General features: G+C 69.3%; 16 protein-coding genes and 1 pseudogene. 7 read left to right on the forward strand and 10 right to left on the reverse strand.

Annotation, left to right across the window (positions count from 1 at the left end):
* The first annotated feature begins 42 nt into the window (after positions 1–42).
* The 3 genes from DFR72_RS38345 (at position 43) to DFR72_RS38355 (ending at position 1,826) form a co-directional block, all read left to right on the forward strand.
* Positions 43–600 (forward strand): DUF6461 domain-containing protein, encoded by a 558-nt coding sequence (locus tag DFR72_RS38345; RefSeq protein WP_090071713.1) that lies wholly within the window; start codon positions 43–45, stop codon positions 598–600.
* Positions 601–684: 84 nt separating this feature from the next.
* Positions 685–1,521, forward strand: a complete 837-nt coding sequence (locus tag DFR72_RS38350; RefSeq protein ID WP_090071711.1) for a hypothetical protein — start codon at positions 685–687, stop codon at positions 1,519–1,521.
* A complete protein-coding gene (locus DFR72_RS38355) occupies positions 1,518–1,826 on the forward strand; it encodes a transcriptional regulator (protein WP_245983818.1) in 309 nt (102 codons plus the stop codon). The genes DFR72_RS38350 and DFR72_RS38355 overlap by 4 nt, the downstream gene beginning before the upstream one ends.
* A gap of 1 nt (position 1,827) precedes the next feature.
* Here the strand turns inward: DFR72_RS38355 and DFR72_RS38360 are convergent, their stop codons facing one another.
* Positions 1,828–4,692, reverse strand: coding sequence for an AfsR/SARP family transcriptional regulator (locus tag DFR72_RS38360; RefSeq protein WP_090071709.1), 2,865 nt, complete (start codon positions 4,690–4,692; stop codon positions 1,828–1,830).
* An 81-nt stretch (positions 4,693–4,773) separates the two neighbouring features.
* On the opposite strand from DFR72_RS38360, the gene DFR72_RS38365 reads away from it, so the two are divergent.
* Complete coding sequence (locus DFR72_RS38365) at positions 4,774–6,243, forward strand: DUF8189 domain-containing protein (protein ID WP_143086966.1); 1,470 nt, start codon at positions 4,774–4,776, stop codon at positions 6,241–6,243.
* A gap of 207 nt (positions 6,244–6,450) precedes the next feature.
* On the opposite strand, the pseudogene DFR72_RS47795 reads toward DFR72_RS38365, so the two are convergent.
* A pseudogene (locus DFR72_RS47795) lies at positions 6,451–6,909 on the reverse strand (histidine kinase); the annotation flags it as partial.
* Complete coding sequence (locus DFR72_RS47610; RefSeq protein ID WP_256240021.1) at positions 6,910–7,044, reverse strand: hypothetical protein; 135 nt, start codon at positions 7,042–7,044, stop codon at positions 6,910–6,912. It abuts the pseudogene before it with no gap.
* Positions 7,045–7,195: 151 nt separating this feature from the next.
* Here DFR72_RS47610 and DFR72_RS38375 point away from each other — a divergent pair, with 151 nt between their 5' ends.
* Positions 7,196–7,399 carry a cold-shock protein gene (locus DFR72_RS38375; RefSeq protein WP_030475722.1) on the forward strand — a complete coding sequence of 68 codons (204 nt, stop codon included), beginning with the start codon at positions 7,196–7,198 and terminating at the stop codon, positions 7,397–7,399.
* Positions 7,400–7,490: 91 nt separating this feature from the next.
* Here the strand turns inward: DFR72_RS38375 and DFR72_RS38380 are convergent, their stop codons facing one another.
* The 3 genes from DFR72_RS38380 to DFR72_RS38390 form a co-directional block, all read right to left on the reverse strand.
* Entirely contained in the window at positions 7,491–8,471 is a 981-nt protein-coding gene (locus DFR72_RS38380) for an ADP-ribosylglycohydrolase family protein (protein WP_211335674.1), read from the reverse strand.
* 80 nt (positions 8,472–8,551) lie between these two features.
* Positions 8,552–8,725, reverse strand: coding sequence for a CsbD family protein (locus tag DFR72_RS38385; protein ID WP_090071885.1), 174 nt, complete (start codon positions 8,723–8,725; stop codon positions 8,552–8,554).
* A gap of 95 nt (positions 8,726–8,820) precedes the next feature.
* Positions 8,821–10,029 (reverse strand): PP2C family protein-serine/threonine phosphatase, encoded by a 1,209-nt coding sequence (locus tag DFR72_RS38390; protein WP_090071703.1) that lies wholly within the window; start codon positions 10,027–10,029, stop codon positions 8,821–8,823.
* Between the two features lie 158 nt (positions 10,030–10,187).
* On the opposite strand from DFR72_RS38390, the gene DFR72_RS38395 reads away from it, so the two are divergent.
* Entirely contained in the window at positions 10,188–10,595 is a 408-nt protein-coding gene (locus DFR72_RS38395; protein ID WP_090071701.1) for an ATP-binding protein, read from the forward strand.
* Between the two features lie 9 nt (positions 10,596–10,604).
* Here the strand turns inward: DFR72_RS38395 and DFR72_RS38400 are convergent, their stop codons facing one another.
* From DFR72_RS38400 to DFR72_RS38415, 4 genes are all read right to left on the reverse strand, one after another.
* Positions 10,605–11,990 carry a serine hydrolase gene (locus tag DFR72_RS38400; RefSeq protein WP_090071699.1) on the reverse strand — a complete coding sequence of 462 codons (1,386 nt, stop codon included), beginning with the start codon at positions 11,988–11,990 and terminating at the stop codon, positions 10,605–10,607.
* Positions 11,991–11,999: 9 nt separating this feature from the next.
* Positions 12,000–12,185: a hypothetical protein gene (locus DFR72_RS38405; RefSeq protein WP_090071697.1), complete on the reverse strand. Its 186-nt coding sequence runs from the start codon at positions 12,183–12,185 to the stop codon at positions 12,000–12,002.
* A 287-nt stretch (positions 12,186–12,472) separates the two neighbouring features.
* Positions 12,473–12,787 (reverse strand): hypothetical protein, encoded by a 315-nt coding sequence (locus DFR72_RS38410; RefSeq protein WP_090071695.1) that lies wholly within the window; start codon positions 12,785–12,787, stop codon positions 12,473–12,475.
* Positions 12,788–12,919: 132 nt separating this feature from the next.
* Positions 12,920–13,237 carry a hypothetical protein gene (locus DFR72_RS38415; protein WP_143086965.1) on the reverse strand — a complete coding sequence of 106 codons (318 nt, stop codon included), beginning with the start codon at positions 13,235–13,237 and terminating at the stop codon, positions 12,920–12,922.
* Between the two features lie 499 nt (positions 13,238–13,736).
* On the opposite strand from DFR72_RS38415, the gene DFR72_RS38420 reads away from it, so the two are divergent.
* Positions 13,737–14,834: a glycosyltransferase gene (locus tag DFR72_RS38420; RefSeq protein WP_170176589.1), complete on the forward strand. Its 1,098-nt coding sequence runs from the start codon at positions 13,737–13,739 to the stop codon at positions 14,832–14,834.
* Positions 14,835–14,852: the final 18 nt, after the last annotated feature.

Here is a 14,852-nt window from a genome sequence, read left to right on the forward strand (position 1 = left end):
CGGACGCGCGAAAACTCCGCTCGGCACCGGCCTGGGGACCACATGGAGCAACACGACCTGTCGTGGGCGGACGCCGGCCACGGCGACCCCGCCTTCCTGGGCGAGATCTTCTCGCTCGCCTTCGTCCGCGACGTCGGCCCGCCCGAGGCGTTGCGCCGCGTCCGCGACCTGGAAGCGGTGTCGGCGTTCGCGCTGGGCGAGTGGACGGTGCTGGTCCAGCCGACCAGCTTCTGGCTGGAAACGGTGGTGGACGCGCTGTCCCGGGGCACCGAGGCCTGCGCGGTCGTGCGGCACGACTTCGCCGCCCCCCGCTTCACCCACGCCGTCGACGGCACCGTCAGGACGTTCTTCAACCTCAACCACCCCGAGAGCCGTGGCGGCACGGACCCCGACCGTCTGCTCCCGCTGATCCGCGAGGCGGGTTTCGACCTCGCTGCCGACGACGATGCCGACGACGAGAGCTGGCGGCACCGGTACCAGGGCGCAGTGGCCCGCGGCATGCGGCTGACAGGCCTGATCACCGGCGTCCTCCCCACCTACGAGCAGGTCAGCGCATCCTTGCCCGGCACTCACGCCGCGTTCCGCGCGGACCTGGCCTGACCGGCGGCGGCGGCGCTGGTGCCGTTGACAGCTCTGGTTTGCAATGCAAACCTAACTGCATCACAGGCATGTTTGGGGGACGAGATGACGAGTGATCCGCGCGAACTGCTCGACGAACTGGCCGGCCTGCGCAAGCGCGCCAGGGGCGACCGGCACGGGTACTGGTTCCCGTTGCTGCTCACGGGGATCCTGTCGTTGCTTTCGCTACCGCTCTCCCAGGCCGACCCGAACCCGGCCGACCACCTCACCGACGGCGGGCCGGGCCCGTGGATCAGCCCGCTGGCGCACCTCAGGCTGAAGACGGAGGTCGTGCACCCGCTCGCGCTGTCGCTGTACTGGCTCGGCGCGCTGCTCGTGGCCGTGCTCGCCACGGTGTGGTGGTACCGCTGGCGCGCCCGACGCGTTGGCGTGGAGACTCCCACCGGTTCGTACGTCCGGGTCGCGCTGCTCGGGCTGGTCGCCGTGCTGTTCGGGATTCCGCTGAGCACGAGCGTGATCCACAAGTACGCCCTGTTCTACCCCACGCCCCTCGTCGCCGCCGTCGCCATGGCGGTGCTCCTGGGACTTGCCGTGCTCGCATTCCGCGCCAAGAGGATGCAGCCGCTGTTCATCCCCGTCGGACTGCTGCTGGCCTCGATCGCCTTGTCGCTGCTGCAGTTGCCCGACGTCGGCGTCGATCTCGGGATGGGCGGCGGCGCGCAGTTCATGGCGATCTCAGTTGGTCTGCTGACGCTGGCGTGGATCGAGCGCAGCGTGTGGTGTTCGGTGGTCGCGGTGGTGTTCACGGCCGGCGCCTTGATCGTCGACAATGCGTCCATGGAGAACGACGCTCTGGGCGGCGCCACGGGCGTCCTGCTGCTCGCGACCGTGCTCGTGCTCGGCGGGCTGGGTGCGCTCGTGGCCAGCTGGGCCTCGTCGTGACGGAGCACCCGACGGCGGCGCTGGACGACGTCGTCCACCAGCGGCACCGGCTCGGGATCCTCACCATCGCGGGTGAGGTGAAGCGTGTGGAGTTCGCCTACCTGAAGTCCACCCTCAACCTCACCGCGGGCAACCTCTCCCGTCACATCGCGGTGCTGGAGGAGGCCGGGCTGTTGGCGGTCGAGAAGGGCTACGAGGGCAAGCGGCCCAAGACCTGGGTCAGCGTCACGGCCGCTGGGCGCAAGGCGCTGGCCACGGAGATGGCCGCCCTGCGTGCACTTCTCGACCGCCACAGCAAAGCTTGACCTACTGCACCAGGCCAACCTGGGCGCTGCCGTGTTCCACCCCGCGCAACGCCCTGGCGTGCCACCGCACGTCGCCCAGCCGCTCGAACAGCGCCACACCGTCCCGCAGCAACGCCAACGCCTCGTCGTGCCGCCCGAGTGCGAGGTGCACCTCGCCCAGGCACACCACGGTGCACGCCGTGCCGTGGTCGTCCAGCGTGAACGCGAAGATCTCGCGGCTGCGCAGAGCGCACGACAGCGCCTGGTCGAGCGCACCGAGCGCGAGGTGGGCATAGGCGAGGCTGCGCCAGGTCGCGGCCTCGCGGCGCCGGTCGCGCACGTCGGCGAACACCTCGCGGCACTCGGTCAGCATCGTCAGCGCCGTGACCGGGTCGCCCTGGTCGCGGCGCGCGATGGCGAGGTCCCGCAACGACGCCGCGCGCCACCGCCGGTTGCCGAGGCCGCCGAACAGTTCGACGGCCTGCGACAGGCAGACCTCCGCCTCCGCCCACCGCTGCTGGTACCGGTGCAGCACTCCCAGTTCCCGCTTCGTGTAGCCGAGCCACCTCGGGGCGTCGAGCGCCGCGAGCCTCGTCATGCAGTCCGCGAACGCCACGACGGCCTCGGGGAAACGGCCGCGCAGCCGGTGCCCGACCCCGACGGACAGGCGCACGACCACGTCCAGCAGCGGGTCGCCCGCGTCGGGCAGCACCGCGAAGCACTCACGGAAACGTTCCTCCGCCACGACGAACTCGCGTTGTTCTCGCGACGCGATTCCCCAGCCGAACAACGCATACGCCTGCCAGTACGCGCTGTTGTGCCTGCGGGCGGCGCCCAAGGCGAGAGTCATCAACATGACCATGTCGTCCCAACGCGCGCGGAGTTCGCAGTACGCACCCAAGGTCGCGACGAGCTGACAGGCCTGTTCGTCACGTCCGTCGCGCACGGCTCGTTCGACGAGTTCGGTCAGGCAGTGGCGTTCGCCGTCCAGCCAGGCCGCGGGGTCGGCGGACAGCGCGTCGACGACGTCGGCAGCGTCGAAGTCCGGTGCGGGGGCGTCGAACCGCGGCAGGCCGCCGAACTCCAGCAGGCCGTCCGCGAGCTGGGCGAAGTGCAGGTAGGCGCCGGCGACGCGGCGCTCGGCCTCCGCCCGTTCCTCCTCCGAGCTGTCCTGCGCGGCCTTCTCCTGCGCGAAGAGCCTGAGCAGGTCGTGGAACCGGTAGCGGCCCGCGCACTCCAGCAGGTTCGCCTCCACCAGCCGGTCCAGCAGGCGTTCCGCCGTGCGCAGGTCGACGCCCAGCGCCGCCGCGACCGCCCACGACGGGAACGTGCGGCCGGGAAGCAGGGCGAGCAGCCGGAACGTGCGCCGCAGCGCGTCGTCGAGACCGGAGTAGCTCAACAGGAAGCTCGCGCGCACTTCTCGATCGCCCGCGACCATCTCGTCGAGACGGTGCTGCTCGTCGTGCAGCCGCGTCGCGAGCACGTCGGCGGTGAGGTTCGGCAGCGAGCGCAGTTTCGTGCCGATGATGCGCAACGCCAGCGGGAGCCCGCCGCACAGCTCGGCGATGCGCCGCACCTGCGGGTCGCCCGCCGCGTCCGCGAGCCGGTCCAGCAACCGCACCGCGTCCACCGGGCCGAGTGCCTGCAACGCAAGGCGTTTCGTGGTGTCGAGGCCGGAGAGCCGGCTGCGGCTGGTGACCACCACGCAGCAGCCGGGGTGCCCTGGCAGCAGCGGCCGGACCTGCTGCTCCGACGCGGCGTTGTCGAGCACCACCAACATCTTCCGGTCCGCGAGCAGGTCGCGGAACATCATCGTCCGCTCCTCGCCGGACGACGGCACGTCCACTCCCGGCACGCCGAGGTCGCGCAGGAACCGGGCCAGCACGTCGTCGCTCGAACGAGGTCTGGTGTCGGCGCCCCGCAGGTCGACGAACAGCTGACCGTCGGGGAACGCCGCCGCGAGCCGGTGCCCGGCGCGGATCGCGAACGCCGTCTTGCCCACACCTGGCTTGCCGGTCACGGTGACCACCGGCAGCACCGCGGACAGCGTCACCAGCGTGGACAGCTCGGCCAGTGCCTCGTCGCGGTCGGTGTAGTGGTCGGCCTCCGGTGGCAGCTGCCGTGGCACGCGATCGGGCTGGACGGCGGGCACGGCGCGTGCGGGCTCGTCGGCGAGCAGCGCGGCGTGCAGATCGCGCAGCGACTGGCCGGGCGCGACGCCCAGTTCGGTGTCGAGCAGCCGGTAGAGCTGCTGGTAGCTGTGCAACGCCTCGGCGCGCATGCCCGAGCGGTGCAGCGCGGTCATCAGCTGTTCCCACAGCCGCTCGCGCAACGGGTGGTCGGCGACGAGCCTGCGCAGCTCGCCCACGAGATCGGTGTGCTGGCCCAGCCCCAGCCGGGCGTCGGCGTACCGTTCCGCGACGACCAGGCGTTCCTCGTCCAGGCGCGTCACCTCCGGCCGCAGCCCCGCGCCGATCGGCTGCCCCTCCAGCGCGGTGCCGCGCCACAACGCCAGCGCCCGTGCGTACGCGCCTGCCGCCGCACCGAGATCACCGGACCGCAGCGCGTCGTCGCCGGCGCCGCTGAGGGCGACGAACTCGGTGAGGTCCAGTTCACCCGGTCGCACCTCCAGCGCGTAGCCGCCGGACCGGGTCGTGAGCCGGTCGGCGCCCAGGCACTGCCGCAGTCCCGCGACGTAGGTGCGCAGGTTCGACGCCGGGCTGGCGGGCGGCGTCTCCCACACCGCGTCCGCCAGGTAGCCGATGCTGGCAGTCTGCCCTGGTCTCAGCAGCAGAGCGGCCAGAACGGAACGTTGCCGGGCGCCGCCCAGTGCGAGGGCGGCGCCTTGGTCGCGGACTTCAAGTGACCCCAGTACACGAAACTCCACTCACCCACTGTGCCTGGACCGCTACGCGATCCGGGCAGGATTTGGGCAAGTTCTGGGCGACCGGTCGAGCGGAATGTGCTCATGCACCTCACCAGAACAGCGACAGTCCGCCCGCTCCTCCTCGCCGCCGCCGTCGCCGCGTCCTCGCTGGCGTTCCCGGTCGCCGCGCACGCCGCCGCCCCTGCCCTCGAGCTGCCGTTCGTGTGCGGCACGTCGTGGAAGGGCAACTCCAACGGCAGCAGCGCGCACCGCAACAACGAGATCGACTTCAACATGACCGGGACCAGCGGCGACGAGGACAAGGGCAAACCGGTCGTCGCCGCGGCCGCCGGCACCGTCAGGTGGGAGGGCGGTGAGAGCTCCGACTACGGCAACTACGTCGAGATCGACCACGGCGGCGGGTACTCGACGCTGTACGCCCACCTCGACCAGAAGTCCGTCGGTGTCGGCGACACCATCCACCAGGGCGAGCTGATCGGCACCGTCGGCAACACCGACGGCAACACCTCGGGAATCTCGGCGCACCTGCACTTCGAGTTCCGCAACCGGGGCAGCGGTCAGAGCTACCCCGCCTACATCAGGCCGGCGTCGTTCCACGGCGACCCCTTCGACTACGCGGGCGGCACGGAGACCTTCGTCAGCCAGAACTGCGGGACCCAGGCCCCGCCGACGATGCCGGGTGTCTCGTCGGTCTCGCGGGCGGACGGGTCGATCGACGTGTTCGCGACGACGTCCGACAACCGGTTGAAGCACCGGAACTTCTCCGCCGGCAAGTGGTCGTGCTGGGCCACGCTGCCCGGCAACGCCAAGATCAAGGGCGATCCCGCCGCCGTCGTGTCCGCCAACGGCGCCAGGATCGACGTCTTCGCCCAGGGCATCGACAACCGGCTCAAGAAGCTGACCTGGATCTCGGGTCAGCAGTGGTACGACTGGGCCGACCTCGGCACGTACACGATCACGTCCTCGCCCGCCGTGACCATGCGCTACACCACCGGCTTCGACGTCTTCGCCCGCAACGCCGCCAACAAGATCGTCTACCGCCACTTCAGCATCGCCGAGGGCTGGGTCAACGACTGGACCGCCATCGGCCAGAACGCGGCCACCGTCTCGTCGTCGAGCGCACCGGCCGCCGTGGCCAGTGCCGACGGAACGCGGATGAACGTCTTCGCCCGCTCCGCCGACGGCAGCCTGCTCACCCTGATGTGGACCAGCAGCGCCGGTTGGTACAACTGGGCAGACCGGGGCCTGGCGATCATCGGCCGTCCCGCCGCCACGACGCGCGCCGGCACCAGCGTGGACCTGTTGCTGCGCCACTACGACAGCAGCCTCATCCAGTGGTACTCGCCCGACGGCGCGGACTACACCACCTACAAGCCGCAGGACTTCGGCGGCTACATCACGACCAGCCCCACCGCCGTCACGTGGGGCAGCCAGCGCATGGACGTCTTCAGCCGCAACAGCAACGGCGACCTCATCCAGAAGTTCTGGACCGCCGCCAGCAGCTGGACCCCCTACATCGGACTCGGCCCGGTAGGCGCGCCCGCCTGCTGAGCCCCTGCTGACTTCGGCCGTCGCGGCACCACGCCGCGACGGCCGGAGTCGTCTCCGGTCGGGTGATCGCCGCCCTGGGTCTGACAGACCACGGCTCCCGCACGACTGCGCACGCGGGGTGGCGCGGGCGGCGTCGACGACGGCCGGAATGTCCGCCAGGCTCTGCACGGGCCGCAGCGGAGCGTCGCGCTCGTGGCCGTCGCGCAGCAGGGTGAGCATGCGCCTCAGCTCGGCGACGGCGTCCCGGCCCGCCTGTTCGATGTCGGTGAGCGCCTGGTCGCGTTCGGCTTCCTGCCCGTCGCCGCGCACCCGCCGTGCGGCGGTGGCTCGGACGATGATGAGGCCGAGGCCGTGGGACACGATGTCGTGCAGCTCCCCGGCGATCCTGAGCCGCTCTTGGTGCGTCGCGTGCTCCGCGGCCCACGAGGTGAGGCGCGCCTCGTACTCGAGCCGTTGCCGCCGGGCGCGGATCACCGTCCAGGCGGTCGTGGCGACGACCAGCGCGACGACGACCGAACCGGGCCCGTCCTGACCGACCGCCAGCAACGCGAAGGTCAGCACCGCGACGCTACCCGGATCTTGCACACGGGTTCCGGCGATCGATTCATGCACAATGGACAGTCCGCAACCGGCTCGCTGCGGCCACGAATAAGTGACGCTCGTCACTTATTCGGCGTCGTCGTGCCGGCCGCCCGACACCGCAATCCGCACGATGACCAGCCAACTCTCACCGACTGCCGCATACCCCACCGCGGCGGGGTTCGAAGACTTCGGGCGTGTCGATGCGACGACGAAGGTCATCCGGTGTACGGTACTGATATCTGTCATGGTCCCGAAGTACCGTTCGCCCGTGATCGCAGGTCACGGGCGTTTTGCTGTTCAACGCCTTCGGTCATGACAGATGACCCGGCCCCGCACAGTGCGGGCGCCAAATTCATGCTTGGAGTGCACCATGGCCACCGGAACCGTCAAGTGGTTCAACGCTGAAAAGGGCTTCGGCTTCATCGAGCAGGACGGTGGCGGCGCCGACGTCTTCGCCCACTACTCGAACATCGCCGCTCAGGGCTTCCGTGAGCTCCAGGAAGGCCAGAAGGTCTCCTTCGACATCACGCAGGGCCAGAAGGGCCCGCAGGCGGAGAACATCGTCCCCGCCTAGTCCCTTCTGCCGCGAGCGGCACGCAGGACTGCCGAAGCCCGGCCGGGTGATCCATCCGGCCGGGCTTTGTTATGTCCAGGGGTGCCTCAGATCAGCTCGTGAGCGCGGTCAGCTGGTCCGCGTACTCGATGCGCGCGACCCAGTCCGCCGGCCAGGCCTCCAGACCGTGTGCGGCACCGGCGAACGCACCGGCCAGCGCGGCGATCGAATCGGAGTCGCCGCTGGTCCGGGCGCCCCGCACCAGGCACCGCACCGGGTCGTCGGCGTGCCGGATCGCGCAGTGCAGACCGCTCGCCAGCGCCTCCTCGGCGATCCAGCCCTCTCCGGTGGTGAGGCACACGTCCAGGCCGTCGTCAGGCCGGGCGAGAGCAGCCACCAGCCGCTCGAGCACCCCGGCGCACTCGTCCCAGCCTCGGGCGATGAAGTCGGCGGGTGTGGTCGCCCCTGGCACCTGCCACAGCGTTCCCAGCCACTCCTCCAGGTAGACGGAGCGCCGTTCCTCGCACCGGGCCAGCAGCGCGGCGGGCACATCGGCCAGATCGAGGCCGTCGACCAGCAGCCGCGTCGCGTAGGCGGTGAGCTCGGACGCGGCCAGCGCCGTGGGATGACCGTGGGTCATCGCGGCCTGCAGCTGCGACACCCCGGCGAGCACGTCGAGGTCGAGGCCGGGCACCAGACCCACCGGGGTCACGCGCATGTTCGCGCCACATCCCTTGGACCCGGCGACGGTCGCCTCCACCCACGGCAAGCCCTCCGCCAGGCCGCCACACGCGCGCAGACACGTCATCCCGGGCGCGCGGTCGTTCTCCGGGCTGTGCGCCCAGGCCACGAACCGCTCCCGCAGCCGTGGTTCGAGCGTGTCAGCGGTGTACCGGCCGACATCGGGCAGCGCCCACGCGACGGCGAGCGCCATCTGCGTGTCATCGGTGACCAGTGCGGGATCGCCCACCAGGTCATCCGGCCCGGCAGGACCGAACTGCCGGTCGATCTCCGCAACGGTCAGGAACTCCGTCGGCTTGCCGAGCGCGTCCCCGAAAGCCAACCCGTACAACGATCCCGCGATTCGATCCACGGCCCGACCCTAACCGAGGCGAAAACCCAGGAGGGGTGCGTGCATCAGCCGATGCACGCACCCCTCCTGGGTAAAGCAGGTCACTTCTTGAAGACGTCCTTGACCTTCTCGGCCGCCTCCTTGAGGTGGCCCTTCGACTGGTCGGTCTGGCCCTCGGCCTGCAGGCCCGGGTCGTCGGTCGCGTCTCCGACGCCTTCCTTGACCTTGCCCTTGAGCTGGTCGGCCTTGGCTTCGAACTTGTCGTCGGTGCCCATGTCGTCCTTCCCCGACACCTGAGTCTCAGGTGCGACATCCACCCTGGGGTGCCCGCACGACCGAACCTCAACCCTGAATTGCTGTCAGCGGCGTCTCACTCGCTGGAGCGGATCGCCACCAAAGCGATGTCGTCGGTCGCCGGCGTGTCGCCCACCATCGTGGCCATGACCTGACCGCACACCGCCTCGGGACTCATCGGCTCGACAGCCTGCCGCAGCAGCTCCAGACCGGAGTCGAGGTCCTCTCCACGGCGTTCGACGAGACCGTCGGTGTAGAGGACGACCACGGCCCCTCGGGGCAGCTCGACGTCGAGGCTCCGGCGGCCGGTGGTGCCGAGGTCGAACCCGATGGGCGGATCGACGTGGACGCCGGCGAACCGGGCCTCCTCCCCCGGCACCGCGAGGACCGGGGGCAGGTGCCCGGCGACGGCGAGGCTCATGCGGTGGGCCACGGTGTCGATGACCGCATAGGCGACGGTGGCCATGGTGTCGTGTTCGAAGTGGCTGGCCTTGCGGTCGAGCTTGCGCAGCACCTCGGCGGGATCCGGGTACTCCAGCGCATAGGCGCGCAGCGCGCTCCTCAACCGTCCCATCACGACAGCTGCCCGCAGCCCGTTGCCGGCGACGTCGCCGATCACCACACCCATGCGCCCGCCGGGCAGTTCGAACACGTCGTACCAGTCCCCGCCGACACCGCTTTCCGCGCCGGGGACGTAGCGGGCCGCCAGTTCCCAGCCTTCCGTGCTCGGCAGACGCGCGGGGAGCAGGCTTTCCTGCAGCATCGCCGCCGCGGCGCGTTCAGAACGCGTGCGGTCCACGTAGACCGCCACCGCGAGGCGGTCGGCCACGAGCTGCAGCGCCTCGATCTCCTCGTCGGTGAACAGGCGTGCCGTCGTGCTGCCGACGTGGACGACTCCGGTGAGCTCGCCTTCCGCGATCATCGGCACACCGAGCAGCACGCGCAGGCCGTGCTCCCACAGCAGCGGGTTCACCACCGTGGACTCGTCGACGTGCCCGATCTGCAGTGGTTCCCGGAACTGCGCCACGCGGCCCGCGAACCCCTTGCCGACCGGCACGCGCACTCCCTGGAAGACCTCCTCCTCCAGACCCGACGTCGCCCGCGCCACCAGTTGCATGCCACTGCGGTCCACCAGCAGGACGGTGACGGTGTCGACCTCGAACAGCTCACGGGTGCGTTCCAGCAGGGTGCCGAGGAGTTTGTCCAGGTCGAACTCCTTGAGCGCCCCGTCCGTGACGGCGTCGAGGACACGCAGGCGGATCGACGCACCGCTGCTCTCAGCCATTTCACTCCGCTCACCGCGCGTACGGACGACAACAGGTCGTGCGGGTCCCAGCTTCGCATGATCGGGCCGGCCGGTTCACGGCCACGCCGAGCGGGCACCCCTGAACCACAGGACCGCGGACAGGACCGCACGGCGGTAAGGCGCGAAAGGAGAGCGGTGTGACGAAGGGCAAGCCGTTTTCTGAAGCGGGACATGTTTACGAACTCGACCGCGACTTAGCTGACATCGGCAGGGTGCGCCGGTGGGCCGAGGCCTCCCTCTCAGGCCTGCACCAGGACGAGCTCGTCGACGTGCTGCTGGTCGTCACCGAACTCGTGACGAACGTCTACGACCACGCCCGATTCCCGGCACGCGTCCGGCTGCGGAAGTCGGGCGAGCCGTGCGTCGTCGCGGTCACGGTCGAGGACTCGTCCCCGTCCGCGCCCGTCCTGCGGCCGTTCTCACCCGACTCGGTGCGCAGCCGCGGCCTGCTGATCGTGAACCAGCTGACCAAGCAGTGGGGCGTGGTCCAGCGTGCGGTCGGCAAGTCCGTGTGGGCCTTGATCCCCTGCCCGCTCACGGTGTGACCTCTCTGGTCACGAAGTCTTCATGATGACGTCGATCGCCTTGCCGAGCTGCGCGTACTTCTGCGTGTACAGCACGGGAAAGACGCCGGGCGGGTCGGCCGGACGGGCGGCGTCGGCGTAGTCCATACCGAGGTTGCCGAACACGACGACGATGTAGTCGCGCTTGTCCTTGCCGGGCAACGACTTCACGATGCCCGCGTCGGAACCGGCGGTGGCGGTCCAGCCGGTCTTGTGAGCGAAGGTCACCTCGGCGGTCTCGTTGCACGGGCGCACGTCCCGGTCGTAGATCGCGTCGCCCACCGTCACGGTGCCGTCCGGCTCGATCCAGCGTGCCGGTACCTGCTGCGGGATGCCCTGCACCGGGTAGCCGCGCCCGCACCAGTTCGACGTGGACAGCATCTCGTTGTGACCCTGGGCCGCCAGCGTGTCCAGGAAGAACTTCCGCGACGACGCCGAGAGTTCGGCGGCGGTGACGGGCTTGCCCTCGGTCGTCGTCCACAGCACTTCCGCGCCACCGTTGATCAGCAGCAGGAGCTTGGCGGTGTCGAGAGAGCTCATGTTCGCGCCTCCCCAGGCGCCCCCGTTACCGGGATTCGTCCCGGTGACCATCAGCGTCGGCATCCCCAGGTCCGCGAACGTCCGGTTGACCTGGTCCCACGCACTCAGGTCGTGCAGCAGCTTCACCAGCGCACAGGTCGACTCGTTCTGCGACTTCGTGATCATCTCGTCGAAGTGCTGCCGGACCGTCTTCACCGACGGCCCGCCGCACACCGCACGCGCCGGGTTCGGGTCGAACACGTACTCGGCGTCGAGGTTGATCCTGCCCAGGTCCACCAGCCGCAGCACGCCGAAGCCCACCAGCAGCTTGAGCACCGACGCCGGGTACGGCGAGGCGAAGTCGATCGGCGCGTGTTCCCGGCCCGGCAGCACGTCCCGAGTGCCCACGCCGCCGTTGTTGTCCCACTCGGTGTCGTTCCACCAGCGGTAACGGACGTGGTCGGTCGAGAGCCCCTGGGGTTGCACCGGCACGACCACGCCGTTCGGGTGCTGCGGGCTGAGCAGCACGTTCGCCACCGCCGCCGGGCGGCCGGCGGGGTCGAGTCCGATGATCGCCACGTCCAGGTTCGGGGTCTGGTGCAGCGGCCTGCCGCCGGAACGCGTCCGGGCCCGGCTCATCAGTTCGGCGGGCGAAGCGTCGTACTTCTCCTGCTGCGTCACCGGTGGCGCACCGGGTTCCGGCGGAGTCAGGTCGACGACGTCCCTGAAGTTCTGCGCCACGACCGCTTCGCGCAGGCGTTCCGCCAGTGGCAGGACCTCCGCACCGGCCACCGGCGTCGTGGAGGCGGCCGTCACCGTGAGCGCCGTGCACAACAGGCTGATCCGATTGAGCTTCATCCCAGCCCGCTACATCAGACGTCGGTGGCTCGGCGGACCGGCGGGTTCGAGCGAACCGGCCGCGGCGTGGCTCGGTGCGGGAAGCACCTCGTCGGTTTCAGCCGGCCACTGCGGAGTCTGCGGCGCCACCGCAGTTCTCGCGGGAGTGGCCACGTACTTGGCGTAGAGCTCGTCGAAGATCGGCGTCCTGACCATGCGGACAATGGTGATGAGGCCAGATCACAAATCACGTCAAAACGCATCTAAACCGCTAGAACGGGTGACGTGTTCAACGCCCGAAACCGTTGTGGCACAACGACAACCGGACATGCACAAAGCGCCCGGCTGCTTGTGGCAGCCGGGCGCTTCGCGGGAGGAACAGGGGTGTCCGGACTCGTCCCGGACCATCGACACCACGCGTGGTCGTGTCAGGCGTACCGGCCCCCGAAGTGATCAACCGGTAGGAGCCAGTGCGTCGCCGATGTCGCGTGATGTGCCGCGAGTCAGCGGTCCGAGTCGTCCCCGTCGTGGTGGTGGTGCACTTCCTCGATCTCGATGTCGGGGTTCGTGCACGGTCCGCCGTCGTTGTTGGAGAAGAGCGGCACCGCGATGACGTTCACGTCGACGTGGCAGACGTTGATGTCGCTGAGCAGCTCGGAGTCTTCCATGTTCACGAGGCCGACCTGGTGGTCGTGGTCGTACTTCGAGGCGAGATCCATCATGTCGTCCATCGCGCCGCCCTGAGTGGCGAAGGCGGGCGTGCCCATCATCAGGAAACCCGCGCCGACAGCAGCCGCGGCAATAGCCTTCTTCAGCATGACGTTTTCTCCTGGGAGTCAGTCGTTGATCTGCACGTGCAACGAAGAGAGAAACGGAGTCGGCAACATCCGCCGAACTCCGCTCCCTCAATCGAAAGAACGGCGCCCCACCGCAGCGTGCGCCGTCTCACGTCACTTGTCGTCGGGGTTGGCGCACAGGCCGCTGTCGTTGTCCGACAGCACCGGCACCGCGATGACGTTGACGTCGATGAAGCAGGCGTTCAGATCGCTGGCGACCTCGGAGTCGTTCAGGTCGGCAACGCCGACCTGGTCCGTGATGTCCAGCTCAGGGGCGTCGGCCAGCGCCGTGGTACCAAAACCGAGGAATGCGCCCGCGATAGCGACGGCCGCCCCTGCCTTCTTCAGCACAGAAATCTCCTTGTTTGACTTGTCAAGAAAGGGTTGCGTCGGCAACACGCCAGCCGCAAGTCCGAGCAGGACCGTATCCAAACAATCAAGCAAGAACAAATTAGCAATCACGCTATGGTGTGAACACCCCAGCCTCACGTCACACCATCGGGTGATGCTCGAATATCTGTGTTTAGGAAGTATCGGGCGGATGAGCAGGCAAGATCAAAGTATTCCGCGTTCGCATCCTGCTATGGGGTGAAAGCCTGGCCCGGCCTGCGATCGAGCCTCGGATCACGCAGGCACACCTCCCTCGCGACAGCACGGAGGGTTCAGTTCGGTGATCGGCAAGACCTCACTCGAAGGGTTCGCCAACCGCCCTGAGCAGTGCTTCTTCTGAACTTTCGCGCAGTGGCACGAGATGCTGACAGGCGCGCTGGGCCCAGTGCGCGCGTGCGCGGCCGCCGATGCGCACTCTTGTCGCCGGTGCCGAGAACCAATACGGTCGTTCTATTCACCACCGGAACTGGTCGAGTTGAGCCGGCAGCTCGGAGTCGAGCTGAAGACCGAGGATGCGGCCGGGCGAATGCGAATAGCGATGGTGTCAGTACAGGCAGGACCGCTCGCTGAAAGCGCGGGACAGGCCGCGCACGTCGCGGAACTGTGCGCGGGGTTGAGCGCGTCAGGACATGAGCTGGTCGTCTACACCCGGCGCGACGATTCCACGTCACCGGCAGCTCTCAGCTCCGGCCACGGTTACGACGTCGTGGACGTTCCCGCCGGACCGGCTCGCACACTCGCGGAGAACGAGCTCGTGAACCACCTCGGTGATTTCACCGAGTTCCTCGCCGAGCAGTGGCAGGCACGGCCTCCGGACGTGGTGCACTCGCACCACTGGGCGTCCGGGCTGGTATCGGTGATCGGCACGCATCGCTTTCAGGTACCGGTGGTGCACTCCTATCACGGGTTCGGTGAGTCCGGGATGAAACAGCGTTCCGACGCCGAGGCGCTGATCGCACGCCGAGCCGCGTGGATCACGGCGACGAGTTCGGCGGAAGCGGCGGAACTGTCGCAGCTGGGCGTGCGGCGCAACCGCATTTCCGTGGTGCCCAGTGGTGTGAACTCGGATTTCTTCACCCCGGACGGTCCGGCCGCCGTCCACGATGGACGAATGCGCATAGCCGTGACCGGAGATCTGGACTCCGGCACCGGCTCTTCGGCCGTGGACGCCGTGGTGTCCACTGTGGATCACGTCGAGCTGGTGGACGCGAACGCGGTTCCGCGCACCGACCGGCCCGCGGTGCTGAGGTCGGCCGACGTCGCGGTGTGCGCACCGGCCGCCGACAGGTACGGCAGCGCCGCGCTCGAGGCGATGGCCTGCGGTGTCCCCGTGGTGGCCACGGCGGTCGGTGCGCTCAGCGACATCGTGCTGCCGGACGTGACCGGCCTGCTGATCGGGCCGCAGGACGGCCGGCGGCTGGCGCAGTCGCTGAAAGCGTTGCTGGCGGACGAAACGCGGCGCGAGCAGTTCGGCATCGCCGCCCGCGACCGCGTCCTGGGCCGGTACTCGCGCAGCCAGCTGGCGAAGGAGGCGATGGCCGTGTACGAGCGCGTCACGCTCGCGGAGCCACCAGCGCAGGCGCACCGATCACGGGGGCCGGTCACGGCGGCCGGCCATTCCGGTCGAACCCGGCCGTGACCTCGTCGCCCGCTTGAA

The organism is Lentzea flaviverrucosa, from assembly GCF_003350445.1.
Classification (GTDB): Bacteria; Actinomycetota; Actinomycetes; order Mycobacteriales; family Pseudonocardiaceae; genus Lentzea; species Lentzea californiensis.